19 protein-coding genes and 2 pseudogenes are annotated in these 20,629 nt (G+C 64.3%); 7 read left to right on the top strand and 14 right to left on the bottom strand.

All coding sequences use genetic code 11. The annotated features are described in order from the left end of the window. Positions 1–21: 21 nt before the first annotated feature. Positions 22–675, bottom strand: a pseudogene (locus H7K34_RS27030) (acyl-CoA dehydrogenase family protein); the annotation flags it as partial. A gap of 242 nt (positions 676–917) precedes the next feature. Here H7K34_RS27030 and H7K34_RS12440 point away from each other — a divergent pair. Together H7K34_RS12440 and H7K34_RS12435 are read left to right on the top strand one after the other, a co-directional pair. Then, entirely contained in the window at positions 918–1,568 is a 651-nt protein-coding gene (locus H7K34_RS12440) for a TetR/AcrR family transcriptional regulator (RefSeq protein WP_108925753.1), read from the top strand. 271 nt (positions 1,569–1,839) lie between these two features. Then, the gene (locus H7K34_RS12435; RefSeq protein WP_264062211.1) at positions 1,840–2,679 is read left to right on the top strand and encodes a mycofactocin-coupled SDR family oxidoreductase; all 840 of its coding nucleotides are present in this window, start codon (positions 1,840–1,842) and stop codon (positions 2,677–2,679) included. Positions 2,680–2,682: 3 nt separating this feature from the next. Here H7K34_RS12435 and H7K34_RS12430 read toward each other — a convergent pair whose 3' ends face one another. Together H7K34_RS12430 and H7K34_RS12425 are read right to left on the bottom strand one after the other, a co-directional pair. Beyond that, positions 2,683–3,099, bottom strand: a complete 417-nt coding sequence (locus tag H7K34_RS12430; RefSeq protein WP_108925862.1) for a DUF5313 domain-containing protein — start codon at positions 3,097–3,099, stop codon at positions 2,683–2,685. A 9-nt stretch (positions 3,100–3,108) separates the two neighbouring features. Next, positions 3,109–3,600 (bottom strand): MarR family winged helix-turn-helix transcriptional regulator, encoded by a 492-nt coding sequence (locus tag H7K34_RS12425; RefSeq protein WP_264062210.1) that lies wholly within the window; start codon positions 3,598–3,600, stop codon positions 3,109–3,111. A gap of 116 nt (positions 3,601–3,716) precedes the next feature. On the opposite strand from H7K34_RS12425, the gene H7K34_RS12420 reads away from it, so the two are divergent. Together H7K34_RS12420 and H7K34_RS12415 are read left to right on the top strand one after the other, a co-directional pair. Beyond that, positions 3,717–4,556, top strand: coding sequence for an SDR family NAD(P)-dependent oxidoreductase (locus H7K34_RS12420; protein ID WP_264062209.1), 840 nt, complete (start codon positions 3,717–3,719; stop codon positions 4,554–4,556). A 166-nt stretch (positions 4,557–4,722) separates the two neighbouring features. Beyond that, positions 4,723–5,187, top strand: a complete 465-nt coding sequence (locus H7K34_RS12415) for a cupin domain-containing protein (protein WP_264062208.1) — start codon at positions 4,723–4,725, stop codon at positions 5,185–5,187. Between the two features lie 54 nt (positions 5,188–5,241). Here H7K34_RS12415 and H7K34_RS12410 read toward each other — a convergent pair whose 3' ends face one another. The 8 genes and pseudogenes from H7K34_RS12410 to H7K34_RS12375 all read right to left on the bottom strand — a co-directional run bounded on the left by H7K34_RS12410 (position 5,242) and on the right by H7K34_RS12375 (position 14,382). Beyond that, entirely contained in the window at positions 5,242–7,665 is a 2,424-nt protein-coding gene (locus H7K34_RS12410; RefSeq protein WP_264062207.1) for a CaiB/BaiF CoA transferase family protein, read from the bottom strand. Positions 7,666–7,726: 61 nt separating this feature from the next. Further along, the gene (locus H7K34_RS12405) at positions 7,727–8,854 is read right to left on the bottom strand and encodes a M24 family metallopeptidase (RefSeq protein ID WP_264062206.1); all 1,128 of its coding nucleotides are present in this window, start codon (positions 8,852–8,854) and stop codon (positions 7,727–7,729) included. Continuing rightward, positions 8,844–10,088: a M24 family metallopeptidase gene (locus tag H7K34_RS12400; RefSeq protein WP_264062205.1), complete on the bottom strand. Its 1,245-nt coding sequence runs from the start codon at positions 10,086–10,088 to the stop codon at positions 8,844–8,846. Before H7K34_RS12400 ends, H7K34_RS12405 begins: the two co-directional genes overlap by 11 nt. Next, the gene (locus tag H7K34_RS12395) at positions 10,088–11,149 is read right to left on the bottom strand and encodes an amidohydrolase family protein (protein WP_264062453.1); all 1,062 of its coding nucleotides are present in this window, start codon (positions 11,147–11,149) and stop codon (positions 10,088–10,090) included. Before H7K34_RS12395 ends, H7K34_RS12400 begins: the two co-directional genes overlap by 1 nt. Positions 11,150–11,323: 174 nt before the next feature. Next, positions 11,324–12,568, bottom strand: a complete 1,245-nt coding sequence (locus H7K34_RS12390; RefSeq protein ID WP_264062204.1) for a cytochrome P450 — start codon at positions 12,566–12,568, stop codon at positions 11,324–11,326. Position 12,569: 1 nt separating this feature from the next. Further along, complete coding sequence (locus H7K34_RS12385; protein ID WP_108925860.1) at positions 12,570–12,764, bottom strand: ferredoxin; 195 nt, start codon at positions 12,762–12,764, stop codon at positions 12,570–12,572. A gap of 11 nt (positions 12,765–12,775) precedes the next feature. Next, a complete protein-coding gene (locus H7K34_RS12380; protein WP_264062203.1) occupies positions 12,776–13,441 on the bottom strand; it encodes a TetR family transcriptional regulator in 666 nt (221 codons plus the stop codon). A 132-nt stretch (positions 13,442–13,573) separates the two neighbouring features. After that, positions 13,574–14,382: pseudogene (locus H7K34_RS12375) on the bottom strand (SDR family NAD(P)-dependent oxidoreductase). A 137-nt stretch (positions 14,383–14,519) separates the two neighbouring features. Between H7K34_RS12375 and H7K34_RS12370 the strand changes: the two are divergent. From H7K34_RS12370 to H7K34_RS12360, 3 genes are all read left to right on the top strand, one after another. After that, entirely contained in the window at positions 14,520–15,395 is an 876-nt protein-coding gene (locus H7K34_RS12370) for a hypothetical protein (protein ID WP_108925743.1), read from the top strand. Positions 15,396–15,476: 81 nt separating this feature from the next. Then, positions 15,477–16,229, top strand: a complete 753-nt coding sequence (locus H7K34_RS12365) for an SDR family oxidoreductase (RefSeq protein ID WP_264062202.1) — start codon at positions 15,477–15,479, stop codon at positions 16,227–16,229. 108 nt (positions 16,230–16,337) lie between these two features. Continuing rightward, a complete protein-coding gene (locus tag H7K34_RS12360; RefSeq protein ID WP_264062200.1) occupies positions 16,338–17,996 on the top strand; it encodes a multicopper oxidase family protein in 1,659 nt (552 codons plus the stop codon). Here the strand turns inward: H7K34_RS12360 and H7K34_RS12355 are convergent. Genes H7K34_RS12355 through H7K34_RS12345 form a run of 3 tightly spaced genes read right to left on the bottom strand, consistent with a single transcriptional unit; the run spans position 17,993 to position 20,623 of the window. Next, complete coding sequence (locus tag H7K34_RS12355; RefSeq protein WP_264062199.1) at positions 17,993–18,817, bottom strand: alpha/beta fold hydrolase; 825 nt, start codon at positions 18,815–18,817, stop codon at positions 17,993–17,995. The genes H7K34_RS12360 and H7K34_RS12355 overlap by 4 nt on opposite strands. Then, positions 18,817–19,809: a cyclase family protein gene (locus H7K34_RS12350; RefSeq protein WP_264062198.1), complete on the bottom strand. Its 993-nt coding sequence runs from the start codon at positions 19,807–19,809 to the stop codon at positions 18,817–18,819. Before H7K34_RS12350 ends, H7K34_RS12355 begins: the two co-directional genes overlap by 1 nt. Then, positions 19,793–20,623: a coniferyl-alcohol dehydrogenase gene (locus H7K34_RS12345; RefSeq protein ID WP_264062197.1), complete on the bottom strand. Its 831-nt coding sequence runs from the start codon at positions 20,621–20,623 to the stop codon at positions 19,793–19,795. Before H7K34_RS12345 ends, H7K34_RS12350 begins: the two co-directional genes overlap by 17 nt. Positions 20,624–20,629 lie beyond the last annotated feature (6 nt).

The raw sequence follows: 20,629 nt of genomic DNA, 5'->3' as shown, positions 1-20,629 counted from the left end.
TACCCGCGCATCGGTGAAAAAGACCTCGTTGAAGTCGACGTCCTCGATGTCACCCACCGAGGCGAACGGCCGGCAGACCACACCGGGAGTGTCGGTCGGAATCAGTAAAGCGCTGATGCCCTTGTGTTTTGGTGCGTCCGGGTCGGTGCGCACGAATGTCAGCAGCACATCGGCGTGATGGGCACCCGACGTCCACACCTTCTGTCCGTTGACGACGAAGTGGTCGCCGTCAAGTACCGCCCGGGTTTTCAACGACGCTAGATCCGAACCGGCTCCGGGCTCGCTCATACCCAGCGATGCGGTCATCTCCGCGCGCAGAATCGGCACCGCCCAGCGCTGCTTTTGCTCCGGCGTGCCGAATGACAGCAGCGAGGCTGCGATGATGCCCACTCCCTGTGGATTGAAACTCTGATAGATCCGCCGTCGCGACAACTCCTCGAGGTACACGTATTGCTGCAACAGCGTGGCGTTGCGCCCACCGAACTCCGGCGGGTTGCTAGGCAGCAGCCATCCGTTGTCGAATAGCAGCCGTTGCCAGCGGCGGGCCCACTCCGGAATGTCCGAACTCGACCGCGGCCGCTCGCCTGTCACCGCCGCGTCGAGAGGATTCGCGTCGAGGAAAGCCGCAAATTCCGCACGGAACTCCTCGACATCGGAGTCAAAGGTCAGCTGCACAGCACTCCCTGAGATATTCGCTAAGCGCGTGGGACATCGGTAGATCCGGGTTTCCGCCGACGGCGCGGTTCACTCTTGCTAATCCGCTTCTATACACACGTGTAGGAGAATAGTATTCTCGTGGCAAGGAAGTTACAATCTCCGACATATGTTCCGTGAGGGGGTCGAGCGCACCGATGTCACGGCGTTCTCCGGTAGAGTCCAACCATGTTCTCCCCTCGCGGCAACCGTCCGAGTCCTCGGTGACCAATCCAAGCGAAGAGCCGGCCTGGAAGCAGCGCGCCGTCGAGCGATCCATAAAGACTGCGAAACTGCGCGCGGCACAGCGCGTTCAGCGCTTCCTCGATGCGGCTCAGGCGATCATCATCGAGAAGGGCAGCACGGACTTTACCGTCCAGGAGGTCGTGGACCGCTCGCGCCAGTCGCTGCGGAGCTTCTACCTGCAGTTTGACGGTAAGCACGAACTGCTGCTCGCATTGTTCGAAGATGCGCTGAGCCGCTCGGCCGACCAGATCCGGGCCGCGACTGAAAGCCATTCCGACCCGCTCGAGCGGCTCCAGGTTGCCATCGAGCTGTTGTACGAGGCCTCCCGACCGGACCCCGAAGCCAAGCGGCCGCTGTTTACCGACTTTGCACCGCGGTTGCTGGTAACACACCCGGCCGAGGTCAAGATCGCACACGCACCACTGCTTGCGTTGCTGACCGAGCTCATGGAAGCCGCCTACGATGCCGGCAAGTTGCGCGACGGACTCAATCCCCGCCGCATTGCCGCGATGGCGATGCAAACGGTCATGTTCATCGCGCAGTCCAGCGGCGGCCCCGACGACGCGACGATCCACCCGATCACCGCCGACGAGGTATGGGATTTCTGCTCGGCCGGATTCGTCGGCTAGCACTCACCAGCGCGGACCCCGAGAGGCCCGCCTCGCCCCCTTTGACCTGAGCAAATAACGCACGCGATTTGCTTGATGAGAATATGATTCTCTAATATTTAGAATTACAAATAGCCAAAACGGATTCGCCGTTGACACCTATTGCCGGGTGATGACAGAGTTCAGTGGCGGCACCCGCCCCACTCCCCTGGGAACGTGGCGCACGCGGTTCCTGCGAGCGCGGCAGTTCTGAGCGCAGACGTGCCGGTGCGATCAACGAATTGAGGTAGTGATGACTGGACGTGTTGAAGGCAAAGTTGCTTTCGTCACCGGCGCGGCGCGTGGTCAGGGGCGTGCACATGCGGTGCGGTTGGCCCAGGAGGGCGCCGACATCATCGCAGTCGACATCTGCAAGAAGATCGACACCGTGGATCTCATCGCCGCCTCCACGCCGGAGGATCTGGCCGAGACCGCAGATCTGGTGAAGGCACACAACCGTCGGATCTACACCGCCGAGGTCGACGTCCGGGACTACGACGCGCTCAAGTCCGCTGTGGACACCGGCGTCGAGCAGCTCGGCAAGCTCGACATCATCGTCGCCAACGCGGGCATCGGCAACGGCGGCCAGACGCTGGACAAGACCAGCGAGACCGACTGGACCGCCATGATCGACATCAACCTCGCCGGCGTATGGAAGACCGTGAAAGCCGGTGTGCCGCATATCCTCGCGGGCGGCAACGGCGGCTCGATCATCCTCACCAGCTCGGTCGGCGGCCTCAAGGCATATCCGCACACCGGCCACTACGTCGCCGCTAAGCACGGTGTGGTGGGCTTGATGCGCACCTTCGCCGTCGAACTCGGCGCGCAGAACATCCGCGTCAACTCCGTGCACCCGACCAACGTCAACACCCCGCTGTTCATGAACGAGGGGACCATGAAGCTGTTCCGTCCCGATCTGGAGAACCCGGGACCCGATGACATGAAGGTCGTCGGCCAGCTGATGCACACCCTGCCGATCGGCTGGGTCGAGCCCGAGTACATCGCGAACGCGGTGCTGTTCCTGGCATCCGACGAGGCGCGTTACATTACCGGCGTAACGCTGCCCGTCGACGGTGGCAGCTGCCTGAAGTAGCCGCTAGAACGGGCTGCTGTTGGACTGCCATTCGGCCTCTTCCGGCCGCGGCCCGTAACGGCGGGCGTAGTCCTCGTGCATCCGTGCCTGTTTCTGGCGGTTGATCACATCGACCAAGTTCGGGTCCAGTCCATGGACTGCCAGTCGGTGCCGGCGCCAAACCTTGTTCAGCGCAAAGGTTATCACCAGCGCCCAGGCGTAGAGCGGTACCGTCATCTCGGTGTGCACGTAGAGCGAGGCGGGTAGCAGCCAGAACGGGGCGAGGACGAACAGGGGCGGTATTGCCCACCTGATCATGTGCCGGCGGATGGCTCCCTCGCCGGCCAGGTCGTGGGCGACCCAGCTGTGCATCGAGTCGGGTAGGCGCCGGCCGTAAGCATAGCCGATGCGCTGCCAGAGACTCGGTTTCGCGGCGGTCATGATGACTCCTCAGTATTGCAGTGCGCCCGCCGCCACGGCGGCGGCGTTGATTCGGGTCAGGACCTGATGCAGGTTCTCGAGTTCAGTCAGCTCGACACCCAGCCGTGCGACGACGGCGGGTGGAATCTCAAGTGCGTGCTCGCGCAAAGCAATTCCGCGTTTGGTGAGCATGACGTCGGTGCTGCGCTCGTCGGAGACATTCTTGGCGCGGTTGATCAGGCCAAGTCCGTCCAAGCGTTTGAGCATCGGCGAGAGCGTGGCCGAGTCCAACTGCAACGCGGCCGCGATCTGCTTGACCGACAGCGGCGACTGGTCAGCCCCGGGAGTCTTGCGGTGATCCCACAGCGCCAGCATCACCAGATATTGCGGATGAGTCAGGCCAAGCGGCTCCAGTAGAGGTCGGTACACCGCCAAAACCGCCCGGTTGGTCGTCGCCAGCGCGAAGCACACCTGGTGCTCGAGTGCCAGCGGATCGATCTCACGTGCGGTCAGCCTCGCCACGCTTACATCGTGCCCTAATAGTTCGTGTCCTATCAATATGGGTTCTCTCACATTGGTCAGGCGCAGGGTTGGACCGCGGTCAGGGCGTCGGGTCTGGAGTAATACTCTCGCATTCCATGGACGGATTTGTTGGGCGCGGGGCAGTCATCACCGGCGGTGCAAGCGGAATCGGCTTCGCTACCGCCACCGAGTTCGCCCGCCGCGGAGCCCGCGTGATGCTGGCCGACGTCGACAAGGCAACGCTGGAGCGTGCCGTGGCACACCTAAAAGGCGAGGGCGTCGAGGCCTACGGCGTGGAGTGCGACGTGCGGAATCTCGACGAGATGGTTCACCTCGCGGACGAGGCGTTCCGCCTGCTCGGTCAGGTCGACATCGTTTTCAGCAACGCCGGCATCGTTGTCGCGGGCCCGCTCGTGGCGATGACGCACGAGGACTGGCGCTGGGTGATCGACATCGATTTGTGGGGCTCAATCCACGCCGTCGAGGCGTTCCTGCCGAAGTTGATCGAGCAGGGCAAGGGCGGACACATCGCCTTTACCGCGTCGTTTGCCGGGCTGGTGCCCAATGCCGGCCTCGGGGCGTACGGCGTTGCCAAGTATGGCGTTGTCGGCTTGGCCGAGACGTTGGCCCGCGAGGTCAAGGACAACGGCATCGGCGTCTCAGTGCTCTGCCCGATGGTCGTGGAAACCAAACTGGTCTCCAACTCCGAACGTATCCGCGGCGCGGATTACGGTCTCGCCTCGGCACCCGACCTGACAGAGGGGTTCGGCCCGCTCCCGCCGACGCAGGACGAGGCAGTGTCGGCGGACGACGTGGCGCGGCTGACCGCGGACGCGATTGCGGCCAATCGGTTGTACATCCTGCCGCACGAGGCGGCCCGGGCCTCGGTCAAGCGCCGGTTCGAACGCATCGACCAAGCCTTCGACGACCAGGCCGCCCAGGGGTGGAAGCGCTAGTCCCCTTGGGCCATATTGCCCTTGAACTCGTCAACACAGCGCCTCGTTCAGTAGGTATCGGCTGCGTCGTGCGAACGCGCCGGAAGGGGCGAGCATGCATTCTCATTCGGCAAACAGCGAACTACTGCACCGAATCGCAGCAGGAACCGCCAGAGAGGCGTTCGAGGTGTTCGGTCCCAGCGTCGAGTTCGTAACTTGGTCCGACGATGAGCACGGTCAGTTCTGCGTCATGCGCGGCGTCATTCCGCCCGGCACAACCGTGCCAATCCACAGCCATCCCGACGCCGAGGATTTCCTTATCCTTTCCGGTACCCAGCAGGTACTGATCCAGACCGACCATGGACTCGAGTGGCACGATGCCCAAGCCGGGGATTACGTGCGGATACCCGGCGGAGTGCTACATGCGCACCGCAATGTGTCGGACGAGCCGGTAGTGGATCTTGTTGTGACCACCTTGCGACTGGGCAATTTCTTCAAAGAGGTCGGCAAAGCGGCGACGGGCGAACCCGTTCCCGTCACGGCCGAGCGCCTCGAGCATTTCATCGCCACCACAGAGAAATACGGCTACGTGCTCGCCAGCGCAGCGGAGAATGCGGCGGCGGGAATTGACCTGCCAGTGTTTTCTGGCTGACGGCGCCAAACGCCGGCGGCATTGATTCAGATTGACGCACTACTGAATCGCCGGTCAGCTCCCCGTACGCATCGCCGGTGCGCTACCGATCACGCCGTCAGCTTCAAGGTGCGCGATCTCTGCGGGGCTCAGGCCTAACTCGGCCAGCAGCTCGTGGTTGTGCTGCCCCAGGGTGGGTGCGGGATTGGCGTGAAACAGCTCCGGCCCGCCCGAGAACCTCATCGGGATGGTGCCCAGGCGGGCTCGGCCGCTCACCGGATGCTCGACTTCTTCGAAGAAGCCGCGAGACGCCAACTGCTCCAGCTCGGTCTGCCGATGCGGTTGCAGGACTTTGGCCACCGGCACGCCGGCCTCCCAGAGGACCGCGACGATGTCGTCGCGGCTGCGGCTTGCGCACCAGGCGCTGAGGTGTTCGTCGATCAAATCGTGTTGTGTGCTCCGGCCGGCCTCGGTGCACAGATCGGGATTGGTTGCCCAGGAAGGTGATCCGAGTGCCTGGCATAACTTATGCCACTGCTCGTCGGTTGCCACGGCGACGGCGACCCAGCTGTCGAGCCGGCCGAATTCGTCGATGTCGGCGCTGCGGTACAAATTCTGGGGCGCGGCCGTTGGTCCCCGGTTACCGTCGCGCTCCAGCAGCGCCCCGTACGCCGAGTACTCGATGATCTGCTCGGCGGAGATACTCAGTGCCGCATCGACCATCGCGGCTTCGACGAACACGCCCTCGCCGGTGCGCCGACGGTGTTCCAGCGCCAGCAGTATCGCGTTGAGCACATGCACACCCGCGTTCGGATCACCGATCGAATAGGGGTCATACGGTGTGCGGTCCGGATAGCCGGTGAGCCAAGTCACGCCGGCCGCAGATTCGATGACGTAGGCGAATGCCGGGTTGTCGCGCCATGGCCCTTCGAGACCGAAACCGGGCATCCGCACCATCACCACGTCCGGCCGAATCGCTTGAATGGCAGCGAAATCCAGGCCCATCTGGTCCAGTACCCGCGGCGTGAAATTCTCCACGACCACGTCGCACGTTGCGATGAGCTGAAGTAGCAGCTCTCGGCCGCGGGGACTCTGCAGGTCGAGTGTCAGGCCCTTCTTATTGGTGTTCAGTGCCTCGAAGATGGGCGACTTTTCCCACCACTGGTCCTCGGTGACCGGTATGCCGGCGATCAGCCGAGTGCCATCCGGGCGACGGGTGGATTCGACGTGGATCACCTCGGCACCAAGCATCGCCAGAAAGTGGGTTCCGCAGGGGCCGGCCCAGAACGTCGTCATGTCCAACACGCGAAGATCGCTGAACGGCAATGCTTTTGCAGCCCCGGCCGGTTCGTGCCGCGGCGGCAGATTCGCGGTGCGATAGTGCTGGGTGTGCTCCCCCAACCGCGGCGCCGGATGTGGCTGGCGCAATTGCGCGGGCCACATCCGATAGGGGTGACTCGGCTGCTGGAAGCCGTAGCGCGGATTGCGGACGAACGAACCGCGCTCGGCGAACTGATCGAACGACGTCACATTGGCACCGTTGGCGACGGGCGCGTTGGGAATCCGGAACGCCGTCGCCAGTTCCCGGATTTCGTCGACCGGCGTGGCGGCCAGCCAGGCGAAGACCTCGTCGGCGTAGACGTTGGCCAGTTCGGTGATCGACAGCGGCGACTCCTCGTCGATCCACTCCGGGTGACCGACCATCGCACACAAGTCAAACCACTGCTGCGCAGTTCCACACCCGAGATCCACCAGGCCGTCCTTCGCCTGAGCCACTCCGGGCACCGTCGGCCGCCGGGCATCTCGCCATGGCCGCCCGAGCAGTTCGAAGTAGGTGACCGGGTAATACGTCAGGCACAGGATCTGGGTTTCGAGCATCGACAGATCCAGCAGTTCGCCTGTCCCGCCGCCGATTCGGCGGTACCGAGACGTCAAGGTGGCCACGCTTGCGTAGGCGCCGGCCAGGTACTCGCCGACCTGACCACCGATGAAGACGGGCGCCCGCTCCTGCTCGCCACGGCCGAGCCCGACAATTCCGCCCGACCACGCCTGCAGCGTGAACTCGGTCGCGGCGCGGTCGCGCCAGGGGCCGTCGAGCCCGAAGGGCGTAATCGCGGTGACGGTGAGATAAGGATGGCGGCCGCGGACGGCGCGCGGCGTAAAGTCCGGGTGCTCAGTGACTTTCGAACCGACAGACCAGACCACCGCGTCCGCCGACGCCAGCAGACGGTTCACGAGTTCGGCATCCTCGTTGGGATCGGCGACCACGCTGTGTTTTGCGCCGGACAGGAAACTGAATAAGGCGCCGTCACTGCCGGGCGGGATTGCGGCACCCGAAGCCGACCACGCGCGCAGCGGATCACCTTCTGGTGATTCGACTTTGATGACATCGGCGCCGCCGTCGGCGAGCAGCTTGGTGCAGTACGCGCCCGCGATACCGGTGGACAGATCGATCACCCGGTATCCGGTCAGTGGCGGCTCGACGTGGTGGGCCGCCACTATTTCCTTCTCTTCGCTTTGGCGTCCCTGCCGGCCGCCGGCTGGACGGGGTCGGGCATGGTCAGGGCTGCCAGAACGGGCTCGCGGTGAGCACTTCGGAGCCGTCAGCGGTGATCAGGACCGCTTCCCGGCCGAACACCGCGCCGACTCCCTCTTCCCACACGTAGCCCGTCACTGCGAGCACCATCCCCGGCTCCAGACGTTCCCGCACCGCGGTTGCGGGTAGGTGCTTGGAGACCACCGGCGGGTCGAATCCCATGCCCAAGCCGCGGGCCACCGGCATCGGCGGCTCCGGCTCTCCGGCTGCCTGGTAGGCGGCAAGGAGTTCGGCGGCTCCCGCACCAGGGAGGCAGGCGGCGATCAGCTTGCCCCACAGGCTCTCCCAGCGACCGTACAGCGCCGCGGCGCCGTTGGGGACGTGCCTGCGGTCCGCCGGCCAGGTCCGGCCGACCTCACCGACATAGCCGCCCGCCAGGACTCCGGCGGAGAATGCCACCAGATCGCCATCCTGGATACGACCGTCACCATCGGCACGTCGCCAGGGGTGCGTCCGTGAAGTCACCCATGCCACATCTTGATTCGACGGGGTGCTCACGCCGCCGGCCGCCGAGGCCTCCAGTAAGACACCGGCCAGCGCCGGTTCGCGTACGCCGGGCCGCAACTCGCAGACCGCGGCCGCCAGAGCCGCTTCGGCCACCGCGACGGATTCCCGCAGCGCCGCGATCTCCTCGGCCGTCTTAATCCGGCGGGCGGACCGCATGGCCAGCTCCCCGTCGACCAGTTGTGCATTGGGAAACGCTGTTGGCAGCAGCTGAGCCATCACCGGTGAAAACGCATCGGTTCCGACCCGCCAGGCGGTTACCGCACCGTCGATGCGGCTCAGCGCCGCCATGGTGTTCACCGGATTCCACGAGATGCCGTAAAGGTTCTCGTGCGGGATGTCGTCGGGAACGCCCTCGTCCCAGGTGCTGAGGAGGTGCACGGCGCCGGTCTCGCGCACCAGCACACAGGTCGGCCCGAACGGCCGGGTACCGGCGACCCACAGTTGCGGCGCCCCCGTCACGTAACGGACGTTGGCCTGCCGGCCGAGGACCAAGACATCGAGATCGTGTGCCGCCATTTGGTCTAGCGCCCGCTGGCGACGCCCCAAGCGCAGCGTGCGCTCGTCGGGCAGGACTTCAGTTCCCATAAGGGTCATAGGGGTAGTTGGTCAAACGAATCCAGCCTTCCTCGGTAATCACCAGCACCTCTTCGCTGCGATAGCCGCCGGTTCCGTCTTCCCAGACCACCGGCTCGAGAACCAGCACCATCCCGGCTTGCAGAACGAAATTCTCGTCGAAGTCCTGGCCGAGATCTGTTCCGATCATCGGCATTTCGGCGGCGTTGACTCCGATGCCATGACCCAGATAAAAGTGCGGCAGCCACGGCTTGGTGCCGCCGTTGGCCACGATGGCGGCCCGGCCCAGATCTGCGGCGGTGGCACCGGCCTTGGCGACACCGAGCACCGCGCTGACGATCTCGAACCATTTGTCGAATTGCGCCTGCTGACGCGGCGACGGGTCACGGCCAACGATCCAGGTGCGCCCGAAGTCGGAGCAGTAACCCTGGTAGGTGATGCTGACGTCGGTCCACAGCACGTCACCTTCGGCCAGCTCACGCTCGGTGGTCAACAGTGGTAGCGCCAGATCGCCGTGCGTGGTCCACACGCCCTCGGCCTTGCTCGACGGCATCACCTGCCAGATTGGTTCGAGCATGCTGGCCGTTGCCCCCAACTCGAAGGCGCGGCGCAAAAAGCGTGCCGACAAATCGATCTGGCGGATTCCTGGGGCCAGCTGCTTCTGGACTTCGACCATGGCTTCGTCGGTGATCCGGATCGCGGTGCGCATGCACGACAATTCATCCGGAGTCTTGACCGACTTGGCCGCACTGACGATGGCCGCGGCATCGACGGGAGCACCGCCCGGGAACAACAGATTCGCGGCACGACACATCGCACCGGTGCACTCGTCGACCGCGATCACCGCTGCGGGCGGAATCAGGCCGGCGATCGTGCGTGCGAAATTGGCTACGCCTTCTTCGAATTCGAGATAGACCGGCCCGTGCAAGTGATCGGCGGGCAAGTCGGACTCCTGTGACGCTCCCGCGCGGAACGGCAGGAACAGGTGTGGCCACTCGTCATTGGCGACCACCACGGCCACCGGTCGCTCGACGTACGACAGGCCGGCGTCGCCGAGGGGCCAGCTGGCACCGGTGGCGTAGACCACGGCGTTGTTGCCCAGCAGGATCATCGCGTCAACGCCACGGGCGGCCATGGCCGCCCGCAACCGCGCCCCGGTCTCGCGACGTAGGCGAGGAAGGTCTGGTGTTTCGGGAATCACCAGGCCGTTACCGGTGCTGGTGTCCAGTCGCGCGAATGTCGTCACTACAGACCCAAGAACTTCGTGATGTTGTCGCTGACGATTTTCTTCGCGTTCGCCGAACCGACCGCGTCGACAACGGCTGTCAGCGACTTCTCGGAATAGCCGTAAGTGCTTTCGTTGTGCGGATAGTCGCTGGACCACATCACCCTGTCCACCCCGATCTGGTCGATCAGTTGCAGGCCCAGCGGGTCAACCATGAACGATGCGCTCATGTGGGTGTCCCAGTAGTAGCGCACATCGTGCTCGAGCGGCCGGTTGAACATATGCTGGTAGGACGCGACCAGATGCTCGGCATCTTGCAAAGCCCAAGGCACCCAGGCGATCCCACCTTCGAACCAGCCGATACGCAGGCTGGGATGGTCATCGAGAATTCCGGTGAAGAGATACTTGGCGAACTGCTCGCGGAAGCCGTCGACGTTGATCATCATGCCGACCACCACGCTGTTGAACTGGCATGGAGTTTTCGGCGGCGTCTCGCCGATGTGGTGCGTGATGGGCAGGCCGGCGGCTTCGATCTCGTCCCACACCGGCTTCATCGCGGTGCAGCCGTAGTCGATCACGTTGCCGTCGTCATCCTTGCCCGGATTGAGCGGCAGCAGGAAAGTCTTGAGCCCCAAAGACTTCAGCTCTTCCAGCGTCTTCCTGGTGCCCTGCGGGTCCCACCAGTTGATCAGGCCGGCTCCGTAGAAGTGGCCGTTCGAGCGTTCCTGCAGCTCGGCGATGTACTCGTTGTAGATGCGGAACGCGAGTTCGCGAAGTTGCTTGTCGGGGTAGTGAAACAGCGCAAGTATCGCGTTGGGGAAGGCCAGTTCCTTCTCGACGCCGTCCTCGCGAAGCTCTTGGATCCGGGCCTCGATGTTGGTGCTCGCGGCACCGGGCAGGTCGTCATACTGCATCAGCACGGCGCTGAAGTCGCCAGGCAGGAACGATTGCCCCTTACGGCCGACTTGGTAGGCACCGTCCTCGTACCAGATCCGCGGCGCCTTGTCCTTCAGGTCTTCCGGGAAGCGCTCGTAGAAGATGTCGTCGGCCAGCGAAATGTGGTTGTCGGCAGAGAAGACCACGGTCCCCTGCGGCAGCCCGACATCGCTGTCTGCGGCATGACCGCGGCGATCCTTCGGGGCGCCATAACCTCCGGGCGGGTAAAGCGAAGCGGTGGTTGTCGGCGTTGACATTATTGACCCTCCATTTGGATCGGCATTTCAGAAGTGATCATCGGGCTGTTCAATGGATTTCGCTCACCAGGTAATTGGGAGCTCGTAGACGCCGTAGGCGAGTCGATCGTGTTTGAAGGGGACGTCTTCGAACGGCACGGCCAGTTTCATGGTCGGGACGCGCCGCACGAGTGTCTGGAACACGATCTGCAGTTCCGCCCGCGCGAGTTGCTGACCCACGCATTGGTGACGGCCGTAACCGAATGCGACATTGCGGTCGGCCCCGGCGCGGTGCACATACAGCCGGTCGGGCTCGGGGAAGGCGTCGGCATCCCAGTTGGCGGGGGCGAGGTCGATGATGATGCCTTCGCCAGCACGAATGGTCTCGCCGGCGATGTGGATGTCGTCGACCGCGACGCGACGCTGACCGTTCTGGATGATGCTGAGGTAGCGCAGCAACTCCTCCACCGCGCTGGCAAGGACTTTCGGGTCTTCGGCGTCACGGATCACCGCGAGCTGAGTGGGATTCTCCAGTAGGGCAAGCACTCCGAGACCGATCATGTTGGCGGTGGTCTCGTGCCCGGCGATCAGCAATCCGGTGCCGAGCTGCGCGGCTTCTTTGACGCTGAGCTCGCCGGCCTTGACGCGTTCGGCCAGGTCGGAGATCGCATCCTCGGCGGGGTTCTCCATCTTTGTTTCGACCAACTGAGCCAGGTACTTGTGCAGGCTCATCGCACCTTTCATGGTGTCCTCTGCAGCGGCGAAGCGCGCGAGGCCAACATTGGCGTGGTGCTGGAACATCTCGGCATCCTCGTAGGGCACGCCGAGCATCTGGCTGATCACCAGGGATGGGACCGGAAGCGCAATGCCGGCAACGATATCCGCGGGCTGTGGGCCGGCCAGCATCGTGTCGATGTGGTCGTCGGTGATCTGCTGGATCGTCGGCCGCAGGCCTTCCACCCGCCGGAAGGTGAACGGTTTCGACAGCATCCGCCGATAGCGGGTGTGCTCGTCGCCGTCGGCGGTGAACACCGATCGGGGCCGCTTGTGCACGGTCGACAACATGCCTTCGTTCCAGTGCGGGAAGCCGGACACCCGGTCATCGACGCTGACCCGGGAATCGGAAAACAGCTCGCGCACTTGCTCGTAACCCGTGATGAGCCACGGCGTGCTGCCGTCCCAGATGCGAACCCGGGACAGTGGCCGCTCTTGTGCCAGGGCCATGACATCCGGGGGCGGGGCAAACGGGCAGCCCTCGTTGCGGGCCATCGGGTAGTCCGGAATCTCGGAAACGGCCGCGGCGGTCGTGCTTGTCAGTGCATCTGACATTTCATTCCTCGATGTAGATGGCCTGCGCAGGGCACGCCGCGGCGGCCTGGCGCACCCCGTCGGTCTGGTCGGCGGACGGCTGCTCAGTGAGCAGCTCGACGACACCGTCCTCGTCACGCTGGTCGAACACCTCGGGTGCATTCATCACGCAATTGCCCGAGGAGGCGCAAATGTTCTGGTCGACAGTCACTTTCATCTGAATGCTCTTCACTTGTACGGAGTTACCGGCGCCAGCCACAGGCCCACGATCGCGTCGATGAGGCCGAATGCGGCTGCGCGCCAGGAGGGCTGGGCCATCGCAGAGCCCGCGGCAAGCGCACGTTCGCGGTCGGCGCAGGTGTGCATCAACAGGTTTCGGGCCATGATGTTGCGTTCGAAGTGCACATCGGCCGGCAGGTTGGGCAGGCAGCGGTTGAAGCCATCGACCACCTGAACCAGCGATGGTGAGCTCAGCGCACCCTTGACGACGATGTTGTAGTAGGCCGGATCCGTCATCGCCTGCGCGGCGAAGCGCGCGTACCAGGTGGGGTTGCCGAGGTCGTCCAGGTGGTCGGTGAGTGGGCGCACCAGGCAAGCCACCCAAGCTCGAAGTTCGCCCGACCCGCCCGACGCCTCCAGCTCGGTCACCATCTGCTCACGCAGTTCCTCGACGGGCCCGCGGTGCTTCTCCTCGATGGCGCGCACCAGATCGGCCTTGGTGCCGAAGTGATAGCCCACCGCGGCGTTGTTGCCCTGCCCCGCGGCCTCGCTGACCTGCCTATTCGATACCGCGAACATGCCGTGCTCGGCGTAGAGGCATTCGGCCGCGACCAGGATCGCCTCCTGGGTGGAGCTGGCCCGTTCGGTCCGAACGGCCCTGCCTACCGCGGTCATTGGCCCAGTCAACCCCACGGGCTCGTTTAAGTCAAGCGATTGATTTAAATGTTTCGGCCGCGGCCTCGAGCGTGACGCTGCAGTCACGCTGGGCGCCGAACGTGACTGCAGCGTCACGCTCGAGCCGTTCGGTCATCCCTCGCGCTTCCTGGACTGGACGACCTTGCCCGCGACCGTCCCTCCGTCCACCGGCAGCACCGTTCCGGTGACGTAGCGCGACCGGTCGGTGGCGAAGTACAGGGCCGCCTCGGCGACGTCATCGGGCGTGCCGTCGCGCTTCAGCGGACGGTCGTCGCGCATGCCCTGGCGAATCCGCGCCTCGAATTCCTTCAGCTGCTCCGGGTCCATACCGGCGGCCGACTTGCCCAAAATCGGCGTGGGAATGCTGCCCGGTGCAATGGCATTGACCCGAATCTCGTGGCGCGCCAGCTCAATTGCCGCGGACTTGGTGAACTGAACGACCGCCGCCTTGGATGCGCGATAGATCATCACGCCGCCGCCGGCCTGGATGCCGCCGATCGAGGTGATGTTGATGATGGATCCCCCGCCGTGTTCGGCCATGTGCCGCGCGGCATCTCGGGTGCCCGCCATCACGCCCAGCACGTTGACGCCCATGATGCGGTGGAAATCGGCGAGGTCGTCGTCGATTTCCACCGCAGGGCGCTGGACACCCCGGCATTGTTCACCATCACGTGCAAGCCTCCGAGTTTCTCGACGGCAGCGCCCACCAGCGCCCCCACCTGGTCGGGATCGGAGACATCCGTCGCCTGGAACACAGCGTTGGCGCCAAGGTCCGCGACAAGAGCCGCACCCCGGTCGGTGTCGACATCGGCGATCACGACCCGAGCGCCCTCGGCCACAAACCGCTCCACGAGGCCGCGACCGATGCCCGACGCCCCGCCGGTCACGATGGCAACCTTGCCGTCCAATTCATTAACCACACGACGAGTTAATCGGCGCCCACAGCTTTAAGTCAAGCAGTTGATTTAAGCATGCGATCGTTACGGTAAAACAGCAAACTTTTGGCATCGTCGGCTCCAGGTCTGGCTAAGGTTTGGCGCATGAGTGAGCGGCGTCGATGAATCCCGATACCTCCTGCAGCTCCGATCAATGGAGCATGATCGCGTCGGCGTCGTCGACGTCGCAGCTCGCCGGTGTGCTCGGCGGCTTCCTGATCACCGCAATCGCCTTGCTGTTCGACCGCAACAGCCGAGAAGGCGTACACACGCTGGCATTGTTCTCGTCGGCGGTGCTGATCCTGATGCTCGACAGCTATCTGTTCAGCTTGATCAGCGGCACCCACCCGCCCGACAACGGTGATCGGCAGGCCATCTGCGCGATCGCCTGGACCCAGGGCAATTTGGCGACCGGGATGCTCGCGGCAGGCACCACCGCACTGTTCGGGGGGCTGGGCTGGATGCTCGCCAGTCACGCGGTAAACAAGGTGCCTACCGATGACCCCGCCGACATCCGCGCCTCCTGCTTCCTCGCCGACCTCGGCGGGTGGCTGACCTTCGGCGCCGCGATGGCGACAACGTTGATCATGAGCGAGACCAGCATCGACTACCTGCATTTTGTTCTCGGCCACCCGCCCGCGCTCTGGCTGACGGGAACGATAGTGACGTTCTGCGCGCTGGCCATCCTGCTCGATCTCGCGGTGGTCTACATCCGCACGAAAAACCTCAACCGCTCGCTGGCCGACACCACCGAGCCGACGCAGTTGGCGCTGCGGTCGATCAAGGTCGCCACGGTGGGAACCCTGTTCCTCGCCGTCGCAGCGTCCTGGCTTGCCGTGAGCCTGGCCCGCTTTCCGATCGGCTGGCTGACGACACCTAACCGTGCGTTCGTCATGTTCGTTTTCGTACTCTCACTTCTCGTGCCGACGATCGTTTCGACCGCGGCCTGCTACTCGGTCGCCAGCACCGACGACGGGCTCGCCCGGCGCTTCGCCTAGCGGCTGTCGGGGGTTTCGCGCAGACGGCACAGACGCCATGCTGAACAGACCAGTTCATCGGGAAACTCGAAAGGCGCACTCATGAAGGTTTTGGTGGTCGGTGGCAGCGGGCTGATCGGATCGCAGGTTGTCGCCATGCTGACCGAGCAGGGCCATGAAGCTGTCCCGGCATCGCCGAGCTCGGGTGTCAACGCCATCACCGGGGAAGGCGTCGCAGAGGCCGTCGCCGGTGTCCACACGGTGGTGGATGTGTCCAACTCACCGTCCTGGGCCGACGACGACGTGTTGGAATTTTTCACCACCTCCACCCGCAACCTCCTCGAGGCAGAGCGCGCAGCAGGCGTAGCGCACCACGTCGCGCTCTCGATCGTCGGAGCCGAACGGTTGCCCGACAGCGGCTACATGCGGGCCAAGGTCGCCCAGGAGAAGGTGCTCAGGGAATCGGGATCTCCGCATTCGATCGTGCGGGCGACGCAGTTCTTCGAATTCGTTGGCGGCATCGCCGATTCGCTGGCCGACGGCGACACGGTCCGCGCGCCGCACGGGGCATTCCAGCCCATTTCGTCCGCGGATGTCGCCACGGCCGTCACCAGCGCGGCGACCGGCGATCCGACCAACGGGGTGATCAACATCGCCGGTCCCGAAAAGCAAGGCATGGACGACTTCATCCGGACCTGGTTTGCCGCAACTGGCGATGCCCGGCAGGTGGTCACCGACCCCGATGCCCGCTATTACGGTGCGGTGCTGGACAACCGCAGCATCGTTCCCATCGAGGGCGAAAAAGTGACCGTCTACCCCACCAACTTCAGCGATTGGATACCTTCGCGGGCTTGAACCGGCGCAGGCAGGCCAACACTGGCATGTCAATGGTTGCGTTCTGGCTAACTCCCTAGCACGGTATAACTCGCCAGGCACGTATCGACCGACGACAAGGAGCCATCAATGCCGCTACCCACCAGTTGGGGTCCCATCGACGGGGGGCGGCTTACCCGGCGCGGCTTCATGGCAGCCGGTATCGCGGGTGGATTGACGCTGGCGGCCTGCGACCACTCCAAGCCTCAGGCACCCAGCAGTGCCAACAAGATGGCGGACGCGATCGCTGCCGCGGAAGCGGCGCGCCCGCACCGCGGCCGCACGGTGACCGCTAGTTTGACTCCGCAACTGACACAGATCGACCTGGGCGGGCCAGTCGTCCGAACGCTGGCCTTCGGCGACAAGCTGCCCGGGCCGCTGATCAGGGCCACCGTCGGCGACGAGCTTGTGGTCAAGGTCTCCAACAAACTCGACCATCCGACATCGGTGCATTGGCACGGTATCGCGTTGCGCAACAACATGGATGGTGCGGAGCCGGCCACCCCGAATATCGAGGCCGGTCAAGAATTCACTTACCAGTTCTCGGTACCGAATTCGGGCACCTACTGGGCTCATCCGCACACCGGCCTCGACGAAGACATGGGCCTGTACCTACCGGTCGTCATCGAGGATCCGACTGAGGGCGACTACGACGTCGAATGGGTTGTGGTCCTTGATGACTGGACCGACGGTGTCGGGAAGAGCCCGCAGCAGCTCTACCAGGAGCTCACCAACCCGAACAAATCCGGCATGCCCGGTATGCCCGGTATGTCCAACATGCCGGCCGCACCCGAGACGACGCCGACGTCCCCGACCACCTCGACAAGCCCGACCACCTCGACGACGTCCACGTCCGAGACGACGTCGACAACCGCGACCACCTCGACGAGCCCGCCCACGTCGGCAGCCGCGATGCCGCCGGCCAGGGTCGGTAGCAGCGAGCTACTTGGCGGCGACGCCGGCGACATCCCCTATCCCTACTATCTGATCAACGGCCGCATTCCTGCGGCTCCCACCACGTTCAACGCGAAACCGGGCCAGCGAATCCGGATCCGTTTCATCAACACCGGCTCCGACACCGCATTTCGCGTCGCGTTGGCCGGCCACACCATGACGGTCACCCACACCGATGGTTTCCGCGTCGTGCCCAGGCAGGTCGACGCCCTACTCATCGGGATGGCCGAACGGTACGACGTGATCGTGACCGCCGCCGACGGTGTCTTCCCACTGGTCGCGCTCGCGGAGGGCAAAGGTTCGCTGGCGCGCGCACTGCTGTCCACCGGACAAGGCAGCGTGCCCGATCCACTATTCCAGCCGGCCGAACTCACCAAACGCGTGGGAACCATCGAGATGTTCACCGCCGCAACGTCGGCCATGTTGGGCCGACCCGAACCGGGTGTCAACCTACCGGTCGTCCTGGGCGGCAACATGGCCCAATACGACTGGACGATCAACGGCGAGGCCTACAGCCGGACTAATCCGCTACACGTCCAGCAGGGGCAACGGCCCACCATCACGTTCGACAACACCACGATGATGTATCACCCAATCCACCTGCACGGGCACACATTCCAGCTGATCAACGCCGACGGATCTCTCGGCGCCCGCAAGGACACCGTGATCGTGCTACCTAAACAGAAGCTCCTCGCGGTTCTGGTGGCCGACAACCCTGGCGTGTGGCAGATGCACTGCCACAACACCTACCACCAAGTCGCGGGAATGATGACCCGATTGGAATACGTCTTCTAGGATGCGGCGCGGAGAAACTCCAGCAGCAAATCGTTGGTCGTCGACGCCTGCTCGATCTGCGGACAATGACCGGCGTCGGAGACCACCGCCGAGCGGGCGCCGTCAATCTGCTTGGCGATCTGCGCGGCCCAGCCCGACGGAAGCAGTTTGTCCTCTCCGCCTTCGATGACAAGTGTTGGCACACTGATGCGTTCGTAGGCTCGCGTGGCCGACGGTGCCGGGGGCCGCGACGAGCCGGGACGGCGGAATCGAGCCGCGGACACCGCTTCCCACGCCCCCGGCGCGGTGCTCGACTCATAGCGCCGGCTCACGTATTCCTCATCGTCCGGATACCCGGCGTCGTGGAAGAGCGCCTCGACTATGCGCCGCATCCCCGAACGCGTCGCGTCGTACTCCTGCAGCGCTTCAAAGTGTTTGTTCTGCTGGATATCTCCGCCTCCGCAGATGATCATCAAGCTGCGGACGGGCAGTCGCGGCGCCTCCGACGTGGCATCGTTGAGCAGGTTGATGGCGCCCATCGAGTTGCCGGCGAAATGCGCCGAGTCGACGCCGAGGGCCTCGCAGAAGCGAGCCACATGCCGAATCCGCATCCCCCGACCGTCGACGAAGTCGATCACCTTCGCCGAATTGCCATACCCCAGCATGTCCGGGGCCAGCACTCGATAGTGCGCGGCCAGTGCGGAAATGTTGTGCTCCCAACCGAGTTCAGCGCTGGCTCCGAACTCGCCGCCGTGCAACAGCACCACCGGATCGCCTTCACCGGCCTCTAGGTAGCCGGTGGTCAGGCCGTCAACCAGCATGCTCCTGCGCTCAAAGTCCATCACTTGATCGCGATCGGATTGACCGGGGAGCCCACGGCCCCGACGACTCTCAGCGGCGGTGCGATGAGCTGGAATTCGTAGACGCCGTCGGCAGCACAGTCCTGCGCCAGCGCGGTGAGATCCCAGTATTCGCCGAAGATCATCCCCATGTCGCGCAGGCAGAGCAGGTGCAGCGGGAATGTGATCCCGTCGACCCCGGATTCCAGGTCTTCGACCTGAAGGTTGTCTGCGGCCACGGCGGCGATCTGGTGATCGTGTAGCCACTGGGCACACCGCCAGTCCAGTCCCGAATAGCCTTCCATGTTGTTCCCGGTCATGAGAAACCTTGTCCACCAACCGGTCCTGATCAGAACAATATCGCCTGGCCCGATGGTGACGCCCTGCGCACGGACCACGTCGTCGAGTTCTTCCGGGGATATCGGGTTGCCGGCCTCGAGGAAGACGTCGGCCCCCCGATGGCGAACCAAGTCCAGCAGCACACCTCGGGAAGTGATGCCCTTGACGTCGACCTTGTCGATGCCGCAGTGGTAGGCGCCCAGGCTGGTCACCGAATCCGCCGGGAACCCGTTGTAGAGGTGATCGTCGTAGTAGACGTGGGACAGTGCATCCCACTGGCTTGCCGCCTGCAACGGCATGATGATGATGTCATCGTTGAACCGGAACGGGTTGTCGGCAGTCATGTAGCTACTGAGCTGCTGGGCCACCGGATTACTCGGCCAGCTCGTCCCGTACTTGGCCAGCGTGTTCACATCTCCGCCGTCGACGGTCATGACGTGCACCGGGTTGTGCCGGAACTCGAAGGCGCCCTGCGGCCCGGAGGCGCCGAAGTCGACCCCGAGCGGAAACACCTTGCCGTGCTTGACCAGGCTCGCCGCTTGGGCGACCTTGTCCGCGGTGATGAAGTTCAGCGTGCCAAGCTCGTCGTCGTTCCCCCAGCGCCCCCAATTGGAGACGTCACTCGCGACCCGCCGGAAATCAGTCAAGTCGGCCATCGGCCCGTCCTTCCTCGAGTTCACGGGCGATCGCGGCACCCACGTTTCCGCCGTCGACCCAGAGGACCTGTCCCGTGATGTAGCTGGCTGCACGACTATTCAAAAAGAGCAACACCGCGGCCTGCTCGGCGGGGCCGGAAACACGGCCCAGGGGCTTGGGAATACCGTCGAGGAAGCCCTGCCCATATGCGGCTCGCAGCTGATCGAGGATCGGGGTCTCGGTGACCCCGGGGCCGGAGCAATTGATGCGGATACCGTTGGCGCCCAACGGCGTGGCGCTGCGCATGGTGTAAAAGATGATCGCTTCTTTGGACAGTTGGTAGCCGTTGCCCAGCTCGTCGGGATGGGCGTGACACCAGTCGATGCCCTGTTGCATCGTCGCGGTATCCAGCAACGGCACCACCGCGTCGGCATGCTCCCGATAGCCGGCCGCCGCGAGCGAGGAGACGCTCACGATTGAAGATCCCGCGCCCATCTTGGGCACCAGCGCCTCGGTGACGCGCCGCAGGCCCAGGAAGTTGATCGTGGCGACCAGGGTCGGATCGCCGATCCCCGACGAGACTCCGGCGACGTTGAAAAGCGCGTCGACCCGCCCGCCGATGGATGCTACGGCACCTTCGATCGACTCCGGGTCGGCCAGGTCGACCTGATGAAACTCGTTGACCTCGAACGGCGGTCGGCGTATATCCAGCCCGATGACTTCGGCGCCGAGGTCGGTGAGCTGTCGCCCCACATGTTCGCCGATGCCCGACGCACACCCGGTGACCACGGCACGGCGGCCGTCATAGCGCCACAGCTCGTCGATGTCTGCCAAGGCCGT

The organism is Mycobacterium montefiorense, from assembly GCF_025823255.1.
GTDB classification, from domain to species: Bacteria; Actinomycetota; Actinomycetes; order Mycobacteriales; family Mycobacteriaceae; genus Mycobacterium; species Mycobacterium montefiorense.
Note: the sequence above shows the minus strand (reverse complement) of the source record. Positions and strands in the feature narration are given on the sequence as shown.

Excerpts from the sequence above, each read along its gene's own strand:
- H7K34_RS12380 (WP_264062203.1), bottom strand. The coding sequence starts at position 13,441 with ATGACCGCGGTAGGCAGGGCCGTTCGGACCGAACGGGCCAGCTCCACC.
- H7K34_RS12405 (WP_264062206.1), bottom strand. The coding sequence starts at position 8,854 with ATGGGAACTGAAGTCCTGCCCGACGAGCGCACGCTGCGCTTGGGGCGT.
- H7K34_RS12360 (WP_264062200.1), top strand. The coding sequence starts at position 16,338 with ATGCCGCTACCCACCAGTTGGGGTCCCATCGACGGGGGGCGGCTTACC.
- H7K34_RS12435 (WP_264062211.1), top strand. The coding sequence starts at position 1,840 with ATGACTGGACGTGTTGAAGGCAAAGTTGCTTTCGTCACCGGCGCGGCG.
- H7K34_RS12385 (WP_108925860.1), bottom strand. The coding sequence starts at position 12,764 with ATGAAAGTGACTGTCGACCAGAACATTTGCGCCTCCTCGGGCAATTGC.
- H7K34_RS12370 (WP_108925743.1), top strand. The coding sequence starts at position 14,520 with ATGAATCCCGATACCTCCTGCAGCTCCGATCAATGGAGCATGATCGCG.
- H7K34_RS12365 (WP_264062202.1), top strand. The coding sequence starts at position 15,477 with ATGAAGGTTTTGGTGGTCGGTGGCAGCGGGCTGATCGGATCGCAGGTT.
- H7K34_RS12420 (WP_264062209.1), top strand. The coding sequence starts at position 3,717 with ATGGACGGATTTGTTGGGCGCGGGGCAGTCATCACCGGCGGTGCAAGC.
- H7K34_RS12390 (WP_264062204.1), bottom strand. The coding sequence starts at position 12,568 with ATGTCAGATGCACTGACAAGCACGACCGCCGCGGCCGTTTCCGAGATT.
- H7K34_RS12350 (WP_264062198.1), bottom strand. The coding sequence starts at position 19,809 with ATGGCCGACTTGACTGATTTCCGGCGGGTCGCGAGTGACGTCTCCAAT.
- H7K34_RS12355 (WP_264062199.1), bottom strand. The coding sequence starts at position 18,817 with ATGGACTTTGAGCGCAGGAGCATGCTGGTTGACGGCCTGACCACCGGC.
- H7K34_RS12430 (WP_108925862.1), bottom strand. The coding sequence starts at position 3,099 with ATGACCGCCGCGAAACCGAGTCTCTGGCAGCGCATCGGCTATGCTTAC.